This is a genomic window from Pseudomonas sp. MF09156, from assembly GCF_059862305.1.
Genome location: NZ_JCBCUR010000005.1, coordinates 208010 through 230256 on the forward strand (window position 1 = coordinate 208010; position 22247 = coordinate 230256).

The 22247-nt window shown below is 61.3% G+C and carries 18 protein-coding genes; 8 read left to right on the forward strand and 10 right to left on the reverse strand.

What is annotated here, in order from left to right; translation table 11 throughout:
- Positions 1-75: 75 nt before the first annotated feature.
- Genes AC19YY_RS14920 through AC19YY_RS14930 form a run of 3 tightly spaced genes read right to left on the reverse strand, consistent with a single transcriptional unit; the run spans position 76 to position 3322 of the window.
- A complete protein-coding gene (locus AC19YY_RS14920) occupies positions 76-1320 on the reverse strand; it encodes a lipoprotein-releasing ABC transporter permease subunit (RefSeq protein WP_169954170.1) in 1245 nt (414 codons plus the stop codon).
- A gap of 60 nt (positions 1321-1380) precedes the next feature.
- The gene (gene lolD, locus AC19YY_RS14925) at positions 1381-2064 is read right to left on the reverse strand and encodes a lipoprotein-releasing ABC transporter ATP-binding protein LolD (protein ID WP_169954171.1); all 684 of its coding nucleotides are present in this window, start codon (positions 2062-2064) and stop codon (positions 1381-1383) included.
- Positions 2065-2071: 7 nt separating this feature from the next.
- Complete coding sequence (locus AC19YY_RS14930; protein WP_169954172.1) at positions 2072-3322, reverse strand: lipoprotein-releasing ABC transporter permease subunit; 1251 nt, start codon at positions 3320-3322, stop codon at positions 2072-2074.
- Between the two features lie 94 nt (positions 3323-3416).
- Here AC19YY_RS14930 and AC19YY_RS14935 point away from each other — a divergent pair, with 94 nt between their 5' ends.
- Together AC19YY_RS14935 and AC19YY_RS14940 are read left to right on the forward strand one after the other, a co-directional pair.
- A complete protein-coding gene (locus AC19YY_RS14935) occupies positions 3417-4001 on the forward strand; it encodes a PilZ domain-containing protein (RefSeq protein ID WP_170043346.1) in 585 nt (194 codons plus the stop codon).
- A 43-nt stretch (positions 4002-4044) separates the two neighbouring features.
- Entirely contained in the window at positions 4045-4767 is a 723-nt protein-coding gene (locus AC19YY_RS14940) for a glycerophosphodiester phosphodiesterase family protein (protein WP_169954174.1), read from the forward strand.
- Between the two features lie 42 nt (positions 4768-4809).
- Here AC19YY_RS14940 and sthA read toward each other — a convergent pair whose 3' ends face one another.
- Both sthA and AC19YY_RS14950 read right to left on the reverse strand, forming a co-directional pair.
- The gene (gene sthA / locus AC19YY_RS14945) at positions 4810-6204 is read right to left on the reverse strand and encodes a Si-specific NAD(P)(+) transhydrogenase (RefSeq protein WP_024074093.1); all 1395 of its coding nucleotides are present in this window, start codon (positions 6202-6204) and stop codon (positions 4810-4812) included.
- Between the two features lie 190 nt (positions 6205-6394).
- A complete protein-coding gene (locus AC19YY_RS14950; protein WP_500604433.1) occupies positions 6395-7408 on the reverse strand; it encodes an FAD:protein FMN transferase in 1014 nt (337 codons plus the stop codon).
- A gap of 263 nt (positions 7409-7671) precedes the next feature.
- Here AC19YY_RS14950 and AC19YY_RS14955 point away from each other — a divergent pair, with 263 nt between their 5' ends.
- Positions 7672-8970: an MFS transporter gene (locus AC19YY_RS14955; protein ID WP_169954176.1), complete on the forward strand. Its 1299-nt coding sequence runs from the start codon at positions 7672-7674 to the stop codon at positions 8968-8970.
- Between the two features lie 176 nt (positions 8971-9146).
- On the opposite strand, the gene AC19YY_RS14960 is transcribed toward AC19YY_RS14955, so the two are convergent.
- Positions 9147-10610 (reverse strand): glyceraldehyde-3-phosphate dehydrogenase, encoded by a 1464-nt coding sequence (locus tag AC19YY_RS14960; RefSeq protein WP_076961276.1) that lies wholly within the window; start codon positions 10608-10610, stop codon positions 9147-9149.
- A gap of 338 nt (positions 10611-10948) precedes the next feature.
- Between AC19YY_RS14960 and mfd the strand changes: the two genes are divergently transcribed.
- The 3 genes from mfd to AC19YY_RS14975 are packed head-to-tail and all read left to right on the forward strand — an operon-like array spanning position 10949 to position 17681.
- Positions 10949-14398 (forward strand): transcription-repair coupling factor, encoded by a 3450-nt coding sequence (gene mfd, locus AC19YY_RS14965; protein WP_172313159.1) that lies wholly within the window; start codon positions 10949-10951, stop codon positions 14396-14398.
- A gap of 10 nt (positions 14399-14408) precedes the next feature.
- The gene (locus AC19YY_RS14970; protein WP_170043341.1) at positions 14409-14978 is read left to right on the forward strand and encodes a CsiV family protein; all 570 of its coding nucleotides are present in this window, start codon (positions 14409-14411) and stop codon (positions 14976-14978) included.
- Between the two features lie 9 nt (positions 14979-14987).
- On the forward strand, positions 14988-17681 hold the full coding sequence (locus AC19YY_RS14975) for a DEAD/DEAH box helicase (RefSeq protein ID WP_172313162.1): 2694 nt from the start codon (positions 14988-14990) through the stop codon (positions 17679-17681).
- A 125-nt stretch (positions 17682-17806) separates the two neighbouring features.
- Here AC19YY_RS14975 and nagZ read toward each other — a convergent pair whose 3' ends face one another.
- Together nagZ and AC19YY_RS14985 are read right to left on the reverse strand one after the other, a co-directional pair.
- On the reverse strand, positions 17807-18817 hold the full coding sequence (gene nagZ, locus AC19YY_RS14980; protein ID WP_170043339.1) for a beta-N-acetylhexosaminidase: 1011 nt from the start codon (positions 18815-18817) through the stop codon (positions 17807-17809).
- 140 nt (positions 18818-18957) lie between these two features.
- Complete coding sequence (locus AC19YY_RS14985) at positions 18958-19665, reverse strand: TetR/AcrR family transcriptional regulator (protein ID WP_169954182.1); 708 nt, start codon at positions 19663-19665, stop codon at positions 18958-18960.
- 263 nt (positions 19666-19928) lie between these two features.
- On the opposite strand from AC19YY_RS14985, the gene lexA reads away from it, so the two are divergent.
- Positions 19929-20537 (forward strand): transcriptional repressor LexA, encoded by a 609-nt coding sequence (lexA, locus tag AC19YY_RS14990; RefSeq protein WP_029300096.1) that lies wholly within the window; start codon positions 19929-19931, stop codon positions 20535-20537.
- 10 nt (positions 20538-20547) lie between these two features.
- Positions 20548-21027: an SOS-induced cell division inhibitor SulA gene (gene sulA / locus AC19YY_RS14995; protein ID WP_169954183.1), complete on the forward strand. Its 480-nt coding sequence runs from the start codon at positions 20548-20550 to the stop codon at positions 21025-21027.
- Positions 21028-21176: 149 nt separating this feature from the next.
- Here sulA and AC19YY_RS15000 read toward each other — a convergent pair whose 3' ends face one another.
- Positions 21177-21410: a hypothetical protein gene (locus tag AC19YY_RS15000; RefSeq protein ID WP_026136850.1), complete on the reverse strand. Its 234-nt coding sequence runs from the start codon at positions 21408-21410 to the stop codon at positions 21177-21179.
- A 198-nt stretch (positions 21411-21608) separates the two neighbouring features.
- A complete protein-coding gene (locus tag AC19YY_RS15005) occupies positions 21609-22130 on the reverse strand; it encodes a DUF6586 family protein (protein WP_076961269.1) in 522 nt (173 codons plus the stop codon).
- Between the last annotated feature and the right edge of the window lie 117 nt (positions 22131-22247).

Consider the following 22247-nt stretch of genomic DNA (forward strand, 5'->3'; position numbering starts at 1 on the left):
GCCCGCTCCCACATGTTGATTTGCGAACACCGTCAAATGTGGGAGCTGGCTTGCCTGCGATAGCGATCTCAAGACCTACGAATATCTCAGGGCATGCGCCGGCTCGATCTTCGCCGCCCGATACGCCGGGTAGATCGTCGCCAAAAAGCTCAACACAAACCCCGCGCTGCAAATCAGCAGCACATCGCCACCTTGCAGCTCCGATGGCAGGTTGCTGACGAAATACACGTCCGAACTGAAGATATGCTGCCCGGTCACACGCTCCATCCAGCCCACCAGCTCACTGACGTTGAGCGCGGCTATCACCCCCAGCACGCCGCCAATCAGAGTGCCGACAATACCGATCACCGTGCCCTGGACCATGAAGATCGCCATGATCTGCCGTGGCGTGGCGCCGATAGTGCGCAGGATCGCGATGTCCGCGCCCTTGTCGTTCACCACCATGATCAGCGTGGCGATGATATTGAAGGCCGCGACGGCGACGATCATCAGCAGCAACAGGCCGATCATGGTCTTTTCCATCTTCATCGCGCTGAACAGGCTGCCCTGGGTATGGGTCCAGTCATCGGCCTTGTAGGCCGCACCCAGCCCACTGGCGATGTCTGCCGAAACCTTGGGCGCCGCATACAGGTCCTTGACCGCCAGGCGCACGCTTTGCACCTGGTTGGGCTGCCAACGCAGCATCTGCGCGGCATCGGCGACGTGGATCAGGGCCATCGAGCCGTCCAGCTCGGCACCGACCTTGAACACACCGACCACATTCAAACGCTGCATACGCGGAGTAATGCCGCCGGGAGCCGTGCTGATTTCCGGGACGATCAATGTCAGCTTGTCACCCACATTCAGGCGGAAACGGCGTGCGGTGATTTCCCCGATCACCACGCCAAACTCACCCGGCTGCAGGTCTGCCAGGTTCCCCTGGACGATATGCTGGGTGACGATGGAGACCTTGCCTTCCTGCGCCGGGTCGATCCCGCTGATCTGGATCGGCTGCATCGAACCCTTGTAGGACAGCATGCCCTCCATCTCGGTGAACGGCACGGCGGCGGTCACTTCGGGGTTTTTCAGGGCGGCGGCGGCCACGGGCTGCCAGTCGCTGATCGGGTTTACGCCGACGATGGTGGCGTGCGGCACCATGCCCAGAATGCGTGAACTCATTTCCCGCTGGAAACCGTTCATCACCGACAACACCACGATCATCGCCAGCACGCCCAGGGCGAGGCCGATCATCGAGGTCATCGAAATAAACGAGACAAAACGGTTGCGGCGCTTGGCGCGGGTATAGCGCGCGCCGATAAAAATCGATAACGGTCTGAACATTCGCTTGCACCGCCTGAAAAAAAAGAAAACCCAGGCACAGGCGCCCGGGCTTGAAACAGGTCAGATGGCGACCAGATGACCTTCCTGCAGGTGCAACACGCGGTCCATCTGCCGGGCCATGCTCATGTCATGGGTCACCACCAAGAACGCGGTGCGCATCTGGGTACTCAGCTCCAGCATCAAGTCCTTGATGCCCTGGGCGGTGTGGGAGTCGAGGTTGCCGGTCGGCTCGTCGAGCATCACCAGGCCTGGGTTGTTCACCAGGGCGCGGGCAATCGCCACACGCTGGCGCTCGCCACCGGACAACTCTGAAGGCTTGTGCTCCAGGCGATGGCCAAGGCCGACGCGCTCCAGTAACGCCGTGGCACGCTGGCGCGCCTGCGGGATCGCGGTCTTGCCGATCAAGAGCGGCATGCACACGTTTTCCAGGGCGGTGAACTCTGGCAGCAAATGGTGGAACTGGTACACAAAGCCCAGGGAGCGGTTGCGCAACTGGCCACGGGCCTTCTCGTTCAACGCCGAGAGCTCTTCACCGGCCAGCCACACGCTGCCGTGGGACGGCGTATCAAGGCCGCCCAACAGATTGAGCAAGGTACTTTTGCCGGAGCCGGAACTGCCGACGATCGCCACGCGCTCGCCGGGATGCAGTTCCAGTTGCAGGTTGGACAGCACCACTACCGATTCCGGGCCTTCCTCGTAGGATTTGCCCAGGTTGCGGCAGCTCAGGATTGCTTTTTCACTCATGCCCGATTCACTCATAGCGTAAAGCCTGCGCCGGCTGGGTACGTGCCGCGCGCCAGGCTGGATATAGGGTGGCAAGGAAACTCAGGACCAACGCGGCGCCGCCGACCATCAGCACATCCTGGCTCTGCACCTGGGATGGCAAATAGTCGATGAAGTAGACGTCGGCGTTGAGAAACTTGTGGCCGATCAGGGTTTCGACGCCGGCGATGGCGGCGCTGACGTTCAGCGCGGCAAAAATCCCCACCGCCGTACCGATCAAGGTGCCGACCACGCCAATCACCGTGCCCTGGACCATGAAAATCGCCATGATCTGCCCCGGCGTGGCGCCAAGGGTACGCAGGATGGCGATATCGCCCTTCTTGTCGTTCACCACCATCACCAGGGTGGAGATGATGTTGAACGCGGCCACGGCGACAATCAGCAGCAACAACAGGCCGATCATGGCTTTTTCCATGCGGATCGCCTGGTACAGATTGCCGTGGGTACGGGTCCAGTCGCGGGCGTAGTACTGGCTTTCACCCAGGTGCTGGGCAATTTCCCAAGCGCCGCGCGGCGCTTCGAACAAGTCGTTGAATTTCAGGCGCAGGCCCTGCACCTGGTCCGGCTTCCAGCGATGCAGGCGGGCCAGGTCGGTGAGGTTGGTCAGGCCGAGGAAGCCATCGATCTCGCCGGCGCCGACATGAAAAATGCCGACCACGGTAAAGCGCTTCATGCGCGGGAACATCCCGGCCGGGGTCACCGTGACCTCGGGGGCGACAAACGTCAGCTTGTCGCCGATAGCCACGCCCAGCTTGGCTGCCGCCCGGTCGCCAATCACGATGCCGAAGCTGCCAGGCGTAAGGGCATCGAGTTGGCCCTGCTGCATGAACTGGTCAATGATCGAGACCTTGCGCTCCTGCGCCGGGTCGATGGCATTGAGCAGGACTTTCTGCACCTTGCCGTCGTTGGTCAGCAGGCCCTGCATCTGGGTAAATGGCGCGACGGCCAGCACCTTGGGGTTCTGCTTGACCTTGTCGGCCAGGCCTTGCCAGTCACCCAGGGGCTCGCCGGACTCGATGGTCGCGTGGGGCACCATGCCCAGCACGCGGGTGCGCATCTCATGATCGAAGCCATTCATCACCGATAGCACCACGATCATCACGACAACGCCCAGGGCGAGTCCGATCATGGAGGTCAGGGAAATGAACGACACAAAATGATTGCGACGCTTTGCACGGGTATAACGCGTGCCGATAAATACGAAGAGAGGTCTGAACATGTCGGGGCTTGTTCGGAGGAAAAGAAGACGTCCCGGTGGCGGGGTCTGGTAAGCAGCTTTACACTCAGACCATTACCGTTACCTGGGGTTCGCCATGACGACATTAGATGAAGAAGATCGCCGCGAATACTACCGTATCGACGACATGATCGCACTCCAAATCAAAAGCCTGTCGGCCCCGCAAGCGGCGAGCAAGGAAGTGTTGCTGGATGATTCCCCGCTGTTCAACCTGCTCAGTGAACTGCACCTGAGCGAATTCGAGTCCCAGCACCTGCTGCGCCAGCTCGGCGAGCGCGACCGCACCCTCGCCGCCTTCCTCAAGGTGCAGAACAAACGCATGGACCTGCTCAGCCAAGTCATGGCGCAAAGCCTGCTGGGTGAGATCGGTGCGCCGCAGCCGGTGATCATCTCCGAAGGCGGTATCGACTTCCAGCACCCCACGGTGCTCGCGCCGGGCAGCCACCTGGCAGTCAAGCTGGTGCTGATGCCCCAGGCGCTGGGCCTGTTGTTACGGGCCAAGGTCACCCACTGCGATCCAAAGGGCGATGGTTTTGACGTGGGCACCGAATTCGAATCCATGACCGACGCCCAGCGCCAGTTGCTGGCGCGCTATATATTGCAAAAACAGGCCCAGGAACGGCGCCTGGCCCGGGAACAAAGCGACGGCCAAGACACCTGATTTGATATTCATCCAGCCATACACCTGGCGAAAAGGAGCAACTGTGACCCTGATTTATGGCCACCGCGGCGCTAAAGGCGAAGCACCGGAAAACACCCTGACCAGCTTCCAGCAATGCCTCAAGCACGGCGTGCGCCGTTGCGAGCTGGACTTGCACCTGTCCATGGACGGCGAGCTGATGGTAATCCACGACCCAACCCTCAAGCGTACCGCCGACCGGCGCGGCAAGGTGGTGGAATATGCCGCCGCCGACCTGGTGAAGATGGACGCGCGCAACGGCGGCCCGGGCTGGGTCAGCCCCTGCCCGATCCCGCGCCTGGAAGAGCTGTTCGAGAAGTGCGACTTCGATCACTGGCAACTGGAAGTCAAGAGCGCCTCGCGCACCCGCGCCGCGACCACTGTGCTGGCGATCCGCGAAATGGCCCAGCGCTTTGGCTTGCTGGACAAGGTCACCGTGACCTCAAGCTCGCGGGAAGTGTTGAAGGCTGCCCTGGAGTTGACGCCGGACCTGTCCCGTGGACTGGTGGCCGAATACGCCTGGCTAGACCCGCTGAAGGTCGCGCAGAACTATGGCTGTGAGATTTTGGCGTTGAACTGGACGTTGTGTACCCCTGAACGCCTGGCCAAGGCCCAGCGCCAGGGGTTGCACGTGTCCGTGTGGACAGTCAACGAACCCGCGCTGATGCGCAGGCTCGCCGACTTCGGCGTAGATAGCCTGATTACAGACTTTCCCGGTTTGGCCACTGCCACTCTCGGGAATTACTGAAATCGGTCTCCCCGGCCGGCTCAGGCCACCGGCCGGAGCCGCTCAAAAAAGCCGGTTGAGGCCGTCGTAGGCCGCTACCCGATAGGCTTCAGCCATGGTCGGGTAGTTGAACGTGGTGTTGACGAAATACTTCAGGGTATTTTGCTCGCCCGGCTGGTTCATGATCGCCTGGCCGATGTGCACGATCTCCGAGGCCTGGTAGCCGAAGCAGTGCACGCCGAGCACTTCCAACGTCTCGCGGTGGAACAGGATCTTCAGCATGCCTTGCGGCTCGCCGGCGATCTGCGCACGCGCCATGCTCTTGAAAAACGCCTTGCCCACTTCGTAAGGCACCTTGGCCTTGGTCAGCTCGTGCTCGTTCTTGCCGATGGAGCTGATCTCGGGAATGGTGTAGATCCCGGTCGGCACGTCGTTGACGTAACGCCAGCTGCCGTTGTCGACAATGCTGCCAGCGGCAGAACGGCCCTGGTCGTGGGCGGCACTGGCCAGGCTCGGCCAGCCGATCACATCGCCGGCACCATAGATATTGGTGACGCAGGTGCGGTAGTTCTCATCCACCTCAATCTGGCCACGGCTGTTGACCTTGACCCCGATGTTTTCCATACCCAGCTTGTCGGTGTTGCCGGTACGGCCGTTGCACCAGAGCAAGGCGTCGGCCTTGATCTTCTTGCCGGACTTGAGGTGCAGGATCACTCCGTTGTCCAGGCCTTCAACGCGATCGTATTCCTCGTTGTGGCGCACGGTGATGTTGTTGTTGCTGAAGTGGTAGCTCAACGCCTGGGAGATTTCCGAGTCGAGGAAGCTCAGCAACTGGTCACGGTTGTCCACCAACTCCACCAGTACACCCAGGCCACTGAAGATCGAGGCGTATTCACAGCCGATCACGCCGGCGCCGTAGATGATCAGTTTGCGTGGGGTGTGGCCCAGGCTGAGGATGGTGTCGCTATCGTAGATACGCGGGTGGTGGAAATCGATATCGGCCGGGCGATACGGGCGCGAGCCAGTGGCGATGATGATGTGCTTGGCCACCAGTTTCTCGACCACGCCATTGGCGCAGACCACTTCGACGGTTTGCTCGTCGGCGAAGCTGCCGGTGCCGAAGAACAGGTCGACACGGTTACGGGCGTAGTAGCCGGTACGCGAGGCGACTTGCTTGGAAATGACTTTCTCGGCGCTTTTCAGCACATCCGGGAACGAGAACCAGCGCGGCTCACCAATGGCCCGGAACATCGGGTTGGTGTTGAACTGCATGATCTGGCGCACCGAGTGACGCAAGGCCTTGGACGGGATGGTGCCCAGGTGGGTGCAGTTACCGCCGACCTGACGACGGCTATCGACCATCGCCACCTTGCGTCCTGCTTTGGCGGCATTCATCGCCGCACCTTCTCCAGCTGGGCCAGAACCCAGTACCACCACGTCGTAGTTGTAGACAGCCATGCGTACTCCTCAGAACAGGCCAGGGCGCACGGTTGGGCGCCTGGCTAAATCATGCCGCGGCCAGCGGTCATGAAGGATCAAATAGGCTCAGGTGTGTGAGCCGGGGCACAGTCTATATAAGGCTCAACGCCGCGCACATTAACCCTTGGTCGCGTCGTAGGCCAGTTTTGCCTTTACTACACAGTATTGATTACGGCTTGACCGCCGTCAGTTGTTCGAACGCTTTGTTGCTGCGTGTGACGAAAGCATCCCCCTCTCGCATCACAAAAAACGCCGCGATCTGGTGTTTTTCTGCATAGTCCCAGCCTTCTTCAGGCCCCAGCACCAGCAGCAACGTCGACAAGCCATCGGCCATCAACGCCGAAGCCTCCAGCACCGTGACCGACGCCAGGTGATGGGTGATCGGCGCACCGGTTCGCGCATCGAGGGTGTGGGAATAGCGGCGACCATCCTGCTGGAAATAATTGCGATAGTCACCTGAAGTAGACACGCCAAAGCCGTCCACTGCGATAACGCGCTCAGCGACCTGCTGATCATCGCGGGGCTCCTCCAGGGCCACACGCCAGGGCGTACCGTCAGGTTTGCGCCCGGCGGCCTTGAGCTCGCCGGTCACTTCGACCAGGTACCGCTCAATGCCCAACTGATCAAGCCGCTCGGCAATCCGGTCCACCGTGTAGCCGGCGGCGATGCTGTTGAAGTCCACCTGTACCGCCGCATCCTTGCACAACTGGCCAGCGTCGATACGCAGGTGTTGATGGCCGACCCGCTGGCGCGCCAGGGCCAGCGCCATGGGCTCCGGGACTTTTACCTGGCGCGCCTGGGGACCAAAACCCCACAGGTTCAGCAGCGGCTCGACCGTCAGGTCAAAAGCGCCGCCACTGGCCTGGGACAGTTGCTCGCCTGTGCGCACCAACCGCAGGATCGATTCGGGCATCGCCTGACAGCGGTTGGCAGGCAGGTCGTTGAAACGCTCGATATCGGAATCGCTGCGATAGGTCGACATCTGCCGGTCGACCTCGGCAAGGATGCGCTCGACTTGCGGCTGTACAGCACTGGCCGCCGGCGTACCGGGGGTGCGGACGTACTTGATCGAATAAGTGCTGCCCATGGTCGGGCCGCCAAAAGCCTCCAGGGGCTCACCTTTACCGCAGCCCGCCAGGACCGCCAGTGCAGCGCCCACCACTACGTATCGCAAACCGCCCATAAGCCACACAACCTTCTCGCTGCTGAAAACCAAAATGATGCCGCACTCAAGCATATTTCCCGGGCGAGCCATTATGCGGCATGTCGTCGCCTGCTCAGGACCACTTGCGGCAAATAGCCAGCGTGCTAACGGTTTTTGTTGCTCGGCAACACGGATACACATATGGTTACAAAACTCTTTGGCGCCACCGCGCGCCCAGATTCTGCAGCACGGACGAACAACAACCAGGGATTTCCAACAAGATAGCCAGTTGAGTAAATGACATGTCCAGCACCACGGGCAAAGGCAAGGCGATCTTTCGCGTTGTCAGCGGTAACTTCCTCGAAATGTTCGACTTCATGGTCTACGGCTTCTACGCCACGGCCATCGCCAAGACCTTCTTCCCTGCCGACAGCGCCTTTGCCTCCCTGATGTTGTCCCTGGCGACCTTCGGTGCCGGGTTCCTGATGCGCCCGCTGGGGGCGATTTTTCTCGGTGCCTACATCGACCGCCATGGCCGTAAAAAAGGCCTGGTGATCACCCTGGCCATGATGGCCGCCGGTACGGTGTTGATCGCCTGCGTGCCCGGCTACGCCACGCTCGGGGTGGCCGCGCCGCTGATCGTGCTGCTTGGCCGGTTGCTGCAAGGCTTCTCCGCGGGTGTCGAGCTGGGCGGGGTTTCGGTGTACCTGGCAGAAATCGCCACGCCGGGGCGCAAGGGCTTCTTCGTCAGTTGGCAGTCCGCCAGCCAGCAAGCCGCCGTGGTCTTCGCCGGCCTGCTGGGCGTAGGCCTGAACCACTGGCTAAGCCCCGAGGAAATGGGCGAATGGGGCTGGCGCGTGCCGTTCCTGATCGGCTGCCTGATCGTGCCGGTGATCTTCGTGATTCGCCGCTCCCTGGAAGAAACGCCTGAGTTCCAGGCGCGCAAACACCGCCCTACCCTGCAGGAAATCATCCGTTCCATTGGTCAGAATTTTGGCATCGTCGTGGCAGGCATGGCGCTGGTGGTGATGACCACCGTGTCGTTCTACCTGATCACTGCCTACACACCGACCTTTGGCAAAGCCGAGTTGCACCTGTCGGACCTGGATGCGCTATTGGTCACCGTGTGCGTGGGCATTTCCAACTTTATCTGGCTGCCGGTGATGGGCGCCGTGTCCGACAAGATCGGCCGCAAACCCTTACTGCTCGGCGCGACGATTCTGGCGATTCTCACGGCATACCCGGCGTTGTCGTGGCTGGTGGTCAATCCGAGTTTCAGCCACCTGCTGATCGTGCTGTTATGGCTGTCCTTCCTGTATGGCTCGTATAACGGCGCCATGGTCGTTGCACTGACCGAAATCATGCCGGTGGAAGTCCGCACCACAGGTTTTTCCCTGGCCTACAGCCTGGCGACCGCAACCTTTGGCGGCTTTACCCCGGCCGCCTGCACTTACCTGATCCATGTGCTGGATAACAAGGCAGCGCCGGGGATCTGGCTCAGTGGGGCGGCGGTGCTGGGGTTGATTGCGACCCTAGTGCTGTTCAAGGGGAATCGGCATGAACTGCGCACTGCACAGGCTTCGGTAGTCGGTGGGGCCTGATAGATCGCTATCGCGGCGATGCGGCGGCCCGACAAGCCCGCCCCCACATTTGAATGTATTCGCAAATCAAACTGTGGGAGCGGGCTTGCCCGCGATGAGGCCTTCAAATCCAACACAATCCCCCAGACACAAAAAAGCCCCGAACCAGTCGGGGCTTTTTCATCTACCGCTAATGCTTAGCGCGGAAACGCCGGCGGGTTGACCCCTGCCATGTCTTCCATCACACGCACCACCTGGCAGCTGTAACCGAATTCGTTGTCGTACCAGACGTACAGTACAACGCGGTTATCCTGGGTGATGGTCGCTTCAGCATCGACCACACCGGCGTGGCGCGAGCCAACGAAGTCGGTGGACACCACTTCCTGGGAATTGACGAAGTCGATTTGCTTATGCAGATCGGAGTGCAGCGCCATGTAGCGCAGGTACTCGTTCATCTCTTCACGGGTGGCGGCTTTCTCAAGGTTGAGGTTGAGAATGGCCATCGACACGTTCGGCGTAGGTACACGGATCGCGTTACCGGTCAGCTTGCCGGCCAGCTCAGGCAGGGCCTTGGCAGCAGCGGTGGCAGCACCGGTCTCGGTGATCACCATGTTCAGCGCGGCGCTACGGCCACGGCGATCGCCCTTGTGGAAGTTGTCGATCAGGTTCTGGTCGTTGGTGTACGAGTGAACGGTTTCGACGTGACCGTTGATGATGCCGAACTTGTCATTCACAGCCTTGAGCACCGGCACGATGGCGTTGGTGGTGCAGGAAGCGGCAGACACGATCTTGTCGTCAGCGGTGATTTCGTTGTGGTTGATGCCGTGAACGATGTTCTTCAGCTTGCCCTTGCCAGGCGCGGTCAGCACAACGCGGTCGATACCTGGGCACGCCAAGTGCTGGCCCAGGCCGTCGGCATCACGCCAGACGCCGGTGTTGTCCACCAGCAAGGCGTTCTGGATGCCGTACTGGGTGTAATCCACCTCGGTCGGGTTCTTCGCGTAGATCACCTGGATCAGGTTACCGTTGGCGGTGATGGTGTTGTTTTCTTCGTCGATGGTGATGGTGCCATTGAACGAACCGTGTACCGAGTCGCGGCGCAAGAGGCTGGCGCGCTTGGTCAGGTCATTCTCGGCGCCTTTGCGCACGACAATGGCCCGCAGGCGCAGGCCGTCGCCACCGCCGGTTTTTTCGATCAGGATGCGTGCCAGCAGGCGGCCGATACGACCGAAGCCGTACAGCACCACGTCGGTGCCTTTGCGGGACGCGGCATTTTGCTGGCCAACCACGTCGGCCAGCTCTTCACGCACGAACTGCTCGGCGCTGCGGCCATTGCCTTGAGCGCGGAATTTGAACGCCAACTTGCCCAGGTCTACCGAGGCCGCGCCGAGCTTGAGCTCGCTCATGGCTTTAAGCAGAGGGAATGTTTCGTGGACGGAGAGTTCGCTATCGTCGGCAGAACGATGGCGAGCAAAGCGATGAGCCTTGAGAATCGCGATGACTGATTGGTTGATCAGGCTGCGGCCATAGATCGAGCTCACCACATTGTTATTGCGGTACAGCTGACCGATAAGCGGGATCATCGCTTCTGCGAGTGCTTCACGGTCGATCCATTCACCAAGACACTGGTCGGGCTTCTGAGTCACGGGAACCTTCCACATGTAGGGGCTGAAAAAAGGGGCTACATTATGCCGCCCGACCGCCCCCTGAGCAATGCGCGTCACGCAACAAAAACCCTTGCAAATAATTTTCACCGCGCTACAGGCCAGTAAATACGCGGCTTCCAGCGAACCCCTCGGAGAGAGCCACAGGCGACTTGTCCGTAACCCTCCGAAACATATGTGCATTTCGGCACTACATATTGAGTCAAAACCGCGCATTGTTTGTCTTAGCCACTACATTTCCTACAAACCGTAATAGGCACAGTCAGCAACTGACAGGCGGCACTCCAGGCCGTTACAATTACCGACTTTGTCGCAACGCTGGAGCTCAACCTTCCGTGCCCGTCCTGCGTCTACCGCTACTCCCTGCCCAGGCAGGTAAACAGCATTGGGGCAATCTGCCCGGTGCCGCCCTGAGCCTGGCCATAGCCGAGGCTGCCAGTGCAGCCAAGCGCTTTACCCTGCTCCTGACCGCCGACAGCCAAAGTGCCGAGCGGCTGGAGCAGGAGCTGAGCTTCTTCGCCCCCGATTTGCCGGTGCTGCACTTCCCGGACTGGGAAACCCTGCCCTACGACTTGTTCTCGCCGCACCAGGACATCATCTCCCAGCGCATCGCCAGCCTGTACCGCTTGCCGGAACTGGCCCACGGTGTACTGGTGGTGCCGATCACTACGGCGCTGCACCGCCTGGCGCCGACCAAGTTCCTGCTGGGCAGCAGCCTGGTGCTGGATATCGGCCAGAAGCTCGACGTGGAACAAATGCGCACGCGCCTGGAAGCCAGCGGCTACCGCTGCGTCGATACGGTGTACGAACATGGCGAGTTCGCCGTGCGCGGGGCACTGATCGACTTGTTTCCGATGGGCAGCAAACTGCCCTACCGCATCGACCTGTTCGATGACGAAATCGAGACCCTGCGCACCTTCGACCCGGAAAACCAGCGTTCCATCGACAAAGTACAGTCGATCAAACTGCTGCCGGCCAGGGAGTTCCCCCTGCAAAAAGACGCGGTCACGCGCTTCAAGGCGCGCTTTCGCGAGCGCTTTGACGTGGACTTCCGTCGTTGCCCGATCTTCCAGGACCTGAGCAGCGGGATTACGCCCGCCGGTATCGAGTACTACCTGCCGCTGTTCTTCGACGAAACCTCGACCCTGTTCGATTATCTGCCCCAGGACACCCAGGTGTTCTCGCTGCCGGGTATCGAGCAGGCGGCGGAAAACTTCTGGAACGACGTGCGCAACCGTTATGAAGAACGCCGCGTCGACCCCTCCCGGCCTTTATTGCCGCCTGCCGAGCTGTTCCTGCCGGTAGAGGACTGCTTCGCCCGCCTGAAAAACTGGCCGCGCGTGGTCGCCAGCCAGCAGGATGTGGAAGCCGGCGTCGGTCGCGAGCGTTTCCCGGCCCAGACCCTGCCCAACCTGGCCATCGAGGCCAAGGCCAGCCAGCCGCTGCAAGCGTTGTCCGACTTTCTCGGTGACTTCCCCGGTCGTGTGCTGTTTACCGCCGAATCCGCCGGGCGCCGTGAAGTGCTGCTGGAGTTGCTGGAACGCCTGAAGCTGCGACCAAAAACTGTCGACAGCTGGCCAGATTTTGTCGCCGGCAAGGATCGCCTGGCGATCACCATTGCGCCGCTGAACGAAGGCCTGCAACTGGATGATCCGGCCCTGGCGCTGATTGCCGAGAGCCCGCTGTTCGGCCAACGCGTGATGCAGCGCCGGCGCCGGGAAAAACGCGCCGACGCCAACAACGACGCGGTGATCAAGAACCTCACCGAACTGCGCGAAGGCGCGCCGGTGGTGCACATCGACCACGGCGTGGGGCGCTACCTGGGCCTGCAGACCCTGGAGATCGACAACCAGGCCGCCGAATTCCTCACCATGGAATACGCCGAGGGCGCCAAGCTCTATGTGCCGGTGGCCAACCTGCACCTGATCGCGCGCTACACCGGCAGCGACGACGCCCTCGCACCGTTGCACCGCCTGGGCTCCGAGACCTGGCAGAAGGCCAAGCGCAAGGCCGCCGAGCAGGTGCGCGACGTGGCCGCCGAACTGCTGGACATCTATGCCCGCCGTGCGGCCCGCGAAGGTTATGCGTTCGCCGACCCGAAGGCCGACTACGCCACGTTCAGCGCCGGCTTCGCCTTCGAAGAAACCCCGGACCAGCAAACCACCATCGATGCGGTGCGCGCCGACATGCTTGCGCCCAAGCCCATGGACCGCCTGGTCTGCGGCGACGTGGGCTTTGGCAAGACCGAAGTGGCGATGCGCGCCGCGTTCATCGCGGTGCATGGCGGCCGCCAGGTGGCAATCCTGGTGCCGACCACCCTACTCGCTCAGCAGCACTACAACAGCTTTCGCGACCGCTTCGCCGATTGGCCGGTGACCGTGGAGGTGATGAGCCGCTTCAAGTCGACCAAGGAAGTCAACGCCGCCGTCGCCGACCTGGCCGAAGGCAAGATCGATATCGTGATTGGCACGCACAAGCTGCTGTCGGACGATGTGAAGATCAAGAACCTGGGCCTGGTGATCATCGACGAAGAGCACCGCTTTGGCGTACGCCAGAAGGAGCAACTCAAGGCCCTGCGCAGCGAGGTCGATATCCTGACCCTGACCGCCACGCCAATCCCGCGCACGTTGAACATGGCGGTGTCGGGCATGCGCGACCTGTCGATCATCGCCACGCCGCCGGCGCGACGCCTGTCGGTGCGCACCTTCGTCATGGAGCAGAACAACAGCACGATCAAGGAAGCCCTGCTGCGCGAGTTGCTGCGCGGCGGCCAGGTCTACTACCTGCACAACGATGTGAAAACCATCGAGAAATGCGCCGCCGACCTCGCCGAACTGGTGCCGGAAGCACGGATCGGCATCGGCCACGGGCAGATGCGCGAGCGCGAACTCGAACAGGTGATGAGCGACTTCTACCACAAGCGCTTCAACGTGCTGATCGCCTCGACCATCATCGAGACCGGCATCGACGTGCCGAGCGCCAACACCATCATCATCGAGCGCGCCGACAAGTTCGGCCTGGCGCAACTGCACCAGTTGCGTGGCCGGGTCGGCCGCAGTCACCACCAGGCCTACGCCTACCTGCTGACGCCACCGCGCCAGCAAATCACTGGCGACGCCGAAAAGCGCCTGGAAGCCATCGCCAACACCCAGGACCTGGGCGCAGGCTTTGTGCTTGCCACCAACGACCTGGAAATCCGTGGCGCCGGCGAACTGCTGGGCGACGGCCAGAGCGGGCAGATCCAGGCCGTGGGCTTTACCCTCTATATGGAGATGCTCGAGCGGGCGGTAAAGGCCATCCGCAAAGGCGAGCAACCGAACCTCGATCAACCCCTGGGCGGCGGCCCGGAAATCAACCTGCGCCTGCCGGCGTTGATTCCCGAGGACTACCTGCCGGATGTGCATGCACGGCTGATCCTGTACAAGCGCATCGCCTCGGCCACCGACGAAGAAGGCCTCAAGGACCTGCAAGTGGAGATGATCGACCGCTTCGGCCTGTTGCCGGAACCGACCAAGAACCTGGTACGCCTGACCCTGCTCAAACTGCAGGCCGAGCAACTGGGGATCAAGAAGGTCGACGCCGGGCCGCAGGGCGGGCGTATCGAGTTCGAAGCGCAGACGCCGGTAGACCCGCTGGTACTGATCAAGTTGATCCAGGGCCAGCCCAACCGCTACAAATTCGAAGGCGCCACGCTGTTCAAGTTCATGGTGCCGATGGAACGTGCAGAAGAGCGCTTTAATACATTGGAGGCGCTGTTTGAGCGCCTCATCCCGAAATCTGCTTGAAGGACGCCCCATGCGCCTGCTTCGTATCCTGAGCCTGTTGTTGGTGGTAGTTGCACCTTCGGCGTTTGCCGACAGCCTCTACCAGGTGGAAATGATCCTGATCCGCCAGAATGCGGAGCCGGTGATCAACAGCCGGCCAGCCCCGGAAGACTGGGCCGCCGGGGCGCCACGCCAAGGGATCGAGAAAATCAGCCCGCCGCGCCTGAACAACATCGTCGAGAAACTAAAGGCCAACGGCGACTACACCGTACTGCTGCACAAGGCCTGGGAACAGAACCTGGGCGAGCAGCCGGTAAAGGTGAAAATCACCGACGGCCAGGAACAGTTCGGCCAGTACCCCATCCAGGGCACCCTGGACCTGCAACTGGGGCGCTTTACCCGTATTGACGCAAGCCTGTGGCTCAATCAGTTCGACAACAACGGCAGCGTGATTGCCAGCGAACACCTGAGCCAGCCAGACGTGCGCACCAAGAACAACCAACTCAACTACCTGGACGGCGGCCACCTGGCCTTGCTGATCAAGATCACCTCCCTCACCGCCAAGCCACCGAGCGCACCGCCGCCCGGCCTCGCGGACTGATCCAGCGCCATGCCCCTGACGCCCTCGCTGACCAAGCCCCTGGCCCCCTCCTGGGCCAACCGCTTCAAGGAACAAAGCCTGGAGCGCGGCCGGCGCTACGCCCTGGAAAACCGCGTGCGGATTGTCGAGTCGGGCGACAGCACCATCATCGCCAGTTGCGAAGGCTCGGGCGGCAATGTGTATCGCCAGACCATCTCTCTGCGCGAGTCGGCCAAAGGCACCTTGATCCTGGTGGACAGCCGCTGCACCTGCCCCGTGCACACCAATTGCAAACACATCGCGGCAGTGCTGCTGCAGGTCCAGGAAACCCTGGCCTACCCGGCAGCGGCCAAGGATGCCGAACTGCTGGAGAAGCTGCAGGCCGTGCTGGATAACCGCGTGGTCCTGCCGCAAGTGGTGCTTGAGGACGTGCAGCCGATTCCACGGCTGTGGCTGGCCAGCATCGAGTTCAGCGCCTTTGAGCCGCGCAACGGCAAGATGCAGCGCTATATCCAGCACCGGGCGGCGCTGTCGTTCAATTACCTGGGCAATTACGTCAGCGGCCAGAAAAACGCCGATATCATCGTGCGCCAGGAAACCCAGAGCCTGCGGATCAAGCGTCACCCCGAGGTGGAACAAGGCTTTCGCGAACACCTGCGCCTGCTTGGCTTCAAGATCGCCACCCGCCAGAGCAAGGCCCTGCCGGAAAGCGCCGGCGAGTTGTTTGAGATGGTCAATGACAGCGCCTGGCTGAACTTCACCCTCAACGCCTCGCCGAGCCTGCGCGCTGAAGGCTGGGAGCTGCAGATCGATGAGGATTTCGGCTTTGACCTGAGCCCGGTCGATGACTGGTACGCCAGCGTCGATGAAGTGCCGGAGCGCGACTGGTTCGACCTGGAGCTGGGGATCATCGTCAATGGCGAACGGCTGAGCCTGTTGCCGATCCTGTTGAACCTGATGCGCTCCCACACCGAAATCCTCAACCCGGAAAAACTCGCGCGCCGTCGCGACGACGAACTGATCCTGGTGAACATCCCCGGCCTACCCAACGGTGGCCACGGCCCACTGCAAGTCGCCCTGCCCTATGGCCGGCTCAAACCGGTGCTGGCGACCCTCGGCGAGTTCTACCTGCAAGAGCCCGGCACAACTACCTTGCGCCTGGCCAAGGCCGACGCCACTCGGCTCAACCCGCTGGAAGACCTGCCCCTGCAATGGGAAGGCGGCGAGCAGATCCGCAGCTTTGCCCAGCGCCTGCGCGACATCAAGGACTTCACCTGCATCGCCCCCGAAGGCCTGAACGCCACGTTGCGCCCCTATCAACTCGAAGGCCTGAGCTGGATGCAGTCCCTGCGCCAACTGGAAGTGGGCGGGATTCTCGCGGACGACATGGGCCTGGGCAAAACCCTGCAGACCCTGGCGCATATTCTCAGCGAAAAAATCGCCGGGCGCCTGGACCGGCCGTGCATGGTGGTGATGCCCACCAGCCTGATCCCCAACTGGCTCGACGAGGCCGCGCACTTCACCCCGCAGCTCAAGGTATTGGCGCTGTACGGTGCCGGGCGCAAGAAACACTTCGCCCAGTTACAGGATTACGACCTGCTGCTGACCACCTACGCCCTGTTGCCCAAAGACATCGAGCAACTGGCCGCGCAGCCGCTGCATGTGCTGATCCTCGACGAAGCCCAATACATCAAGAACCCCACCAGCAAGGCCGCCCAGGCCGCCCGCGAGCTGAATGCACGCCAGCGCCTGTGCCTGAGCGGCACGCCCCTGGAAAACCACCTGGGCGAACTGTGGTCGCTATTCCACTTCCTGCTGCCGGGTTGGTTGGGCGATGTAAAAAGCTTCAACCGTGATTACCGCGTGCCCATCGAAAAACGCGGCAGCGACGTGCGATTGCAACACCTCAACGGTCGGATCAAGCCCTTCCTGCTGCGCCGCACCAAAGAACAGGTGGCCACTGAATTGCCGCCCAAGACTGAGATCATCCACTGGGTCGATCTCAACGAAGCCCAGCGCGATGTGTACGAAACCATGCGCCTGGCCATGGACAAGAAGGTGCGCGACGAGATCACCCGCAAGGGCGTGGCTCGTAGCCAGATCATCATTCTGGAAGCGCTGCTCAAGCTGCGCCAGGTCTGCTGCGACCTGCGCCTGGTGAACGACGCCACCCCGCCCGCGCGCGGCAGCAGCTCGGGCAAGCTCGACAGCCTGATGGAGATGCTCGACGAACTGTTTGCCGAAGGGCGCAGGATTTTGCTGTTCTCGCAGTTCACCTCAATGCTCAGCCTGATTGAGATCGAACTAAAAAAACGCGGGGTCGCCTATGCCTTGCTGACCGGCCAGACCCGCGACCGGCGCACGCCGGTCAAGGACTTCCAGAGTGGCAGGCTGCAGATCTTCCTGATCAGCCTCAAGGCTGGCGGCGTGGGGCTTAACCTGACCGAAGCCGATACCGTGATCCACTACGACCCCTGGTGGAACCCAGCCACGGAAAACCAGGCGACTGACCGTGCGTATCGCATCGGCCAGGAGAAGCCGGTATTCGTCTACAAGATGATTGCCCGGGGCACCGTGGAAGAGAAGATCCAGGCGTTGCAGCAAGAAAAGTCAGACCTGGCGGCGGGTGTGCTGGATGGTCGTACCACGGGCGACTGGAAGTTGGGCAACGAAGATATCGAGGCGCTGTTCGCGCCATTGCCCCAAAAGCTAGAGAAGCGTTGATAGTTAGATAGCTATCGCGGGCAAGCCCGCTCCCACAGGGGGGGGGCTCACTGGGGCAGAGATTTTTGGTACCGCCACAAATCAAATGTGGGAGCGGGCTTGCCTGCGATGGGCGCAGCTCAATCTCATTCGATCAACTGCGCATCCCGAAGCGCGCCGAGCGCCGCCAACCAACGTGGGTCCTGCTTGTAGTCAGTCGACGCAATCGCCTGCCCACGCATACGGGCAATGCGCGCCGACGGCGTGACCTTCATGCGCTGGGCGGCACTCAGGGCCAGCTCGGCGGCCGCACGGTCATTGCACACCAGGCCCATGTCGCAGCCAGCACTCAACGCAGCCTCGATCCGACTTGCCGCATCCCCCACCACATGGGCACCGGCCATGGACAGGTCATCACTGAAAATCACCCCGTCGAACTGCAACTCGCCGCGCAGGATGTCTTGCAGCCAACGGCGCGAGAAGCCGGCCGGTTGGTTATCGACCTGCGGGTAGATCACGTGGGCCGGCATGACCGCGGCCAATTGCTTGCTCAGGCGCGCAAAGGGCACCAGGTCGTGGGTGCGAATCTGTTCCAGGCTACGTTCATCATTGGGAATGGCGACGTGGGAATCTGCCTCGGCCCAGCCATGCCCTGGGAAGTGCTTGCCGGTGGCGGCCATGCCGGCGCTGTTCATACCCCGGATAAAGGCACCGGCCAGCAGCGCTGCACGTTCGGGATCACCTTCGAACGAACGCGTGCCTACGACGGCGCTGCGCTGGTAGTCGAGGTCCAGCACGGGGGCGAAGCTCAGGTCCAGGCCAACCGCCAGTACTTCCGTGGCCATGACCCAGCCACACTGCTCGGCCAGGTATTCGGCGTTCGGATTGTCCGCCAGCGCACGCATGGCCGGCAGGCGTACAAACCCCTGGCGCAGGCGCTGGACCCGACCGCCTTCCTGGTCGACGGCCAGCAGCAGGTCCGGGCGCACCGCACGAATGGCGGCGCTCAATTCCCGCACCTGGCGCGGATGCTCGATATTGCGCGCAAAAATGATCAGGCCGCCCACTTCAGGCTGGCGCAACAAGTGGCGATCTTCAGCTGTCAGCCAGGTGCCGGCGACGTCCACCATCAAAGAGCCTTGCAGGGCAGCAGTCATAAATTTTCCTTGAATGACGCGCGCACCCCGCCGCTTCGCCAGGTCGAGCCGGGCAAGGCGATGGGGTGCGGGTAACTAGTTGAAATCGGCATGGGCGGCTAGCTTAGCGGATGCAAGCGGTTGCGCCCAGACGCCAGTGGCTAAACCTTGGCCGCCACCGGTACGGACTTGCTGCGCGGGCGCAGTTGGGCGGCCGCCATGGCCGGGTCGGTAACACCGCTTTCAGCGCGCATGCCAGCGGCCAGGAACGGCACCATCAGGCGCATGACCTGCTCGATGGAGGTGTTGACTCCAAAATCGGTCTCGGCGATGGCGCGCAAGGCCTTGATCCCGGACATGCTGAACGCCGCTGCGCCGAGCATGAAGTGCACGCGCCAGAACAATTCGATAGGCGGAATACGTGGCGCCGCCTCGTTGACCAGCAACATATAGCGACGGAAGACCTTGCCGTACATGTCTTCGAGGTAACGGCGCAAGTGGCCCTGGCTCTGGCTGAAGGCCAGGCCCAGCAGGCGCATGAAGATCGACAGGTCGTTGCCGCTGCGTGGCTGCACCACCAGGGCTTGTTCGACGAGGATTTCCAGCAGGTCTTCCAGGCTCGGCTTATTGTCGGGCTTGGCTTGGCGCCGCTCCAACTCACGGTCGAGGCTGATGCAGAACGGCCCCAGAAAACGTGAGAAGACGGCCTGGATCAGGGCTTTTTTCGAGCCGAAATGATAGTTCACTGCCGCCAGGTTGACCCCGGCTTTGCTCGTGATCAGGCGCAATGAGGTTTCAGCAAATCCTTTTTCCGCGAACAACTGCTCGGCAGCATCGAGAATGCGTTCAACGGTTTCCGACTGGGCCATGGCTACTCCGCCTGACAAACACTTGTTTGAAACATACGTTTCACCTTGTGCAATGTCAAGCCTGCAGGTCCGTTTTCCGGCCGGGCAGTCACCCGATTCGCACCTATTTAATCACATCTTCAACGGCCTGTAGGCCGCGCTATCTCCGGGCTTTGCAAGGACCGACGGATGACCGTCCGGCGGAGTCGGCAAAAACGATGATTGCCAAGCACAGTTCACTGTATATAATCCCAGTCACTGTATAAAAAGACAGAGCGATCAACATGCTAAAACTGACGCCACGCCAAGCTGAGATTCTCGCTTTTATCAAGCGCTGCCTCGACGACAACGGCTATCCGCCGACCCGGGCAGAAATCGCCCTGGAGCTGGGGTTTAAGTCCCCCAATGCTGCCGAAGAACACCTGAAAGCCCTTGCCCGTAAGGGCGCGATCGAAATGACCCCGGGTGCATCCCGTGGCATTCGTATCCCTGGCTTCGAAGCCAAGGCTGACGAATCGACGCTGCCGATCATCGGCCGGGTCGCTGCCGGTGCGCCGATTCTTGCACAACAGCACGTCGAAGAGTCCTGCAATATCAACCCGACCTTCTTCCATCCTCGCGCCGATTACCTGTTGCGGGTCCATGGCATGAGCATGAAGGACGTGGGTATCTTCGACGGCGACCTGCTGGCCGTACACACCACCCGCGAAGCGCGCAACGGCCAGATCGTCGTGGCCCGCATCGGCGATGAAGTGACGGTCAAGCGCTTCAAGCGCGAAGGCAGCAAAGTCTGGCTGCTGGCAGAAAACCCCGAGTTTTCGCCGATTGAAGTCAACCTGAAGGATCAGGACCTGGTGATCGAAGGCTTGAGTGTCGGCGTTATTCGCCGCTAACGGAGGCATCATGCAGTTCCCACATGCGCAACAACATACACAACTGCCACTGTTTGAGGCCTTTTTGGCCCAGCCGCTTGCACCTATCCTCAGCGAGACGGTGGAGTCCCCATGGACCGCCCCCGCCGAACCGGAGGTATTCAGTGAATTGTCGTTGCGTGGCGCTGCCGGGAACTGCCTGAGCTTGCTGGCGCCAATCCTGCGTGACCTGAGCGAGGAGCAGGACGCCCGCTGGCTGACCCTGATCGCCCCGCCGTCCAGCCTGACCCAGGCTTGGCTGCGGGATGCGGGCCTGAACCGCGAGCGTATCCTGCTGCTGCAACCGCGCGGCACCCAGAGCGCCCAGCAACTGACCTGCGAAGCGTTGCGCCTGGGGCGTAGCCACACTGTTGTCAGCTGGCTGAATCCGCTGGGTGCTTCGGCCAAGCAGCAGTTGATCAGCGCAGCGCGCACGGGCGATGCACAAAGCTTGAATATTCGATTGGGATAAGCCCGAGACTGACGCACAACGCGTTATCGGGAGTGGTACAGGTCGTCCGATTGCAGCCTGACGTCAGGTCAGTGCCTGCGATGGACGCAAGGCTTCTACAGAATTGAGAAGCCGATTGAACATTTGAATCTTAAAAACGACAAACGGACTCAGTGAAGAACCCGTGGACCGTCGTCTTTCTCTGGCTCACCTTCAGCCAGGCGCCCCGCCATCTGCACACCCACGCTCAACATGGCTTTTGCCACTTCCACATGCTGGCCTTGCAGGAACGCCTTGGCGTCCTCGGAAAAGTCCAAAGTCACCAGAGAACCCTCGTCCTCAGCCCTGCGCAGCTCAATTCGGCCGTCGGGCAATTCAACAATTTCCAGAAAGGACGTTGGCATAAAAATCTGTTCTCCACGAAAGGCCGGCATTATATCAGTCATCAACGCGGCCTCGCTCAGGATCTGAACAGCTTTCTTTACGGCTTGATGAATGGTCTGTAGGCGTTGGCTTGCCAGCGATAGCGCTCTGGCAGTCAACTTGGCATTGCTTGATCAATTGTTATCGCCGGCAAGCCGGCGCCTACATTGTCTTGCCGCTCAGCACTCGTTCAAGCCATCCCGAAAGCGGATCGCCAGCTTCTTCAGCTCCTGGCGCCAGCTCTCCAACTCAGCCCGGCTCAGCGGCTCCGGCCCTTCTTCTTCCAGGCTGACCGCAACGATCAACGGCTGGGTCACATCGCCCTTGGGCTTGTGCGGCACACGCGGCGGCTGGAACAGCGCCGAATGGGCAGCCAACAAGCGAGCCAGCCAACTGTCAGGGCTGCGGGCCATTTCCACCAGCTCGGCCAACTCGGGGATGGCCATAGACTCGAGCACCTCACGGGTCAGGATATCCTCGGCCCGAGGCGCATTCGCCTGGGGCAGGCGGTAGAAACCTGCAATTTCATGACACAACCCCAGCAAAGCCCCATATAGATGGAACAAGGCCGACTCTCGCCCCGCCTGGACCAGCGCAATAGCATTCATCTCCTTCCCTTCCTCGGCACGACCAAGGGCTTCCAGGGACAAACCCGCGAAGTAAATTTTCTGGTTGGTACGGGTATAGAGTTCGTTGGCCATGACGGCAGTCTCCACAACGACATAAACGTGATGCTGGCTGAACAGTGTCACGGATGAGACAAGCCCACTGCAAGCGCAAAACAAAAGGCCGCCTGTGAAGGCGGCCTTTATTTCAAT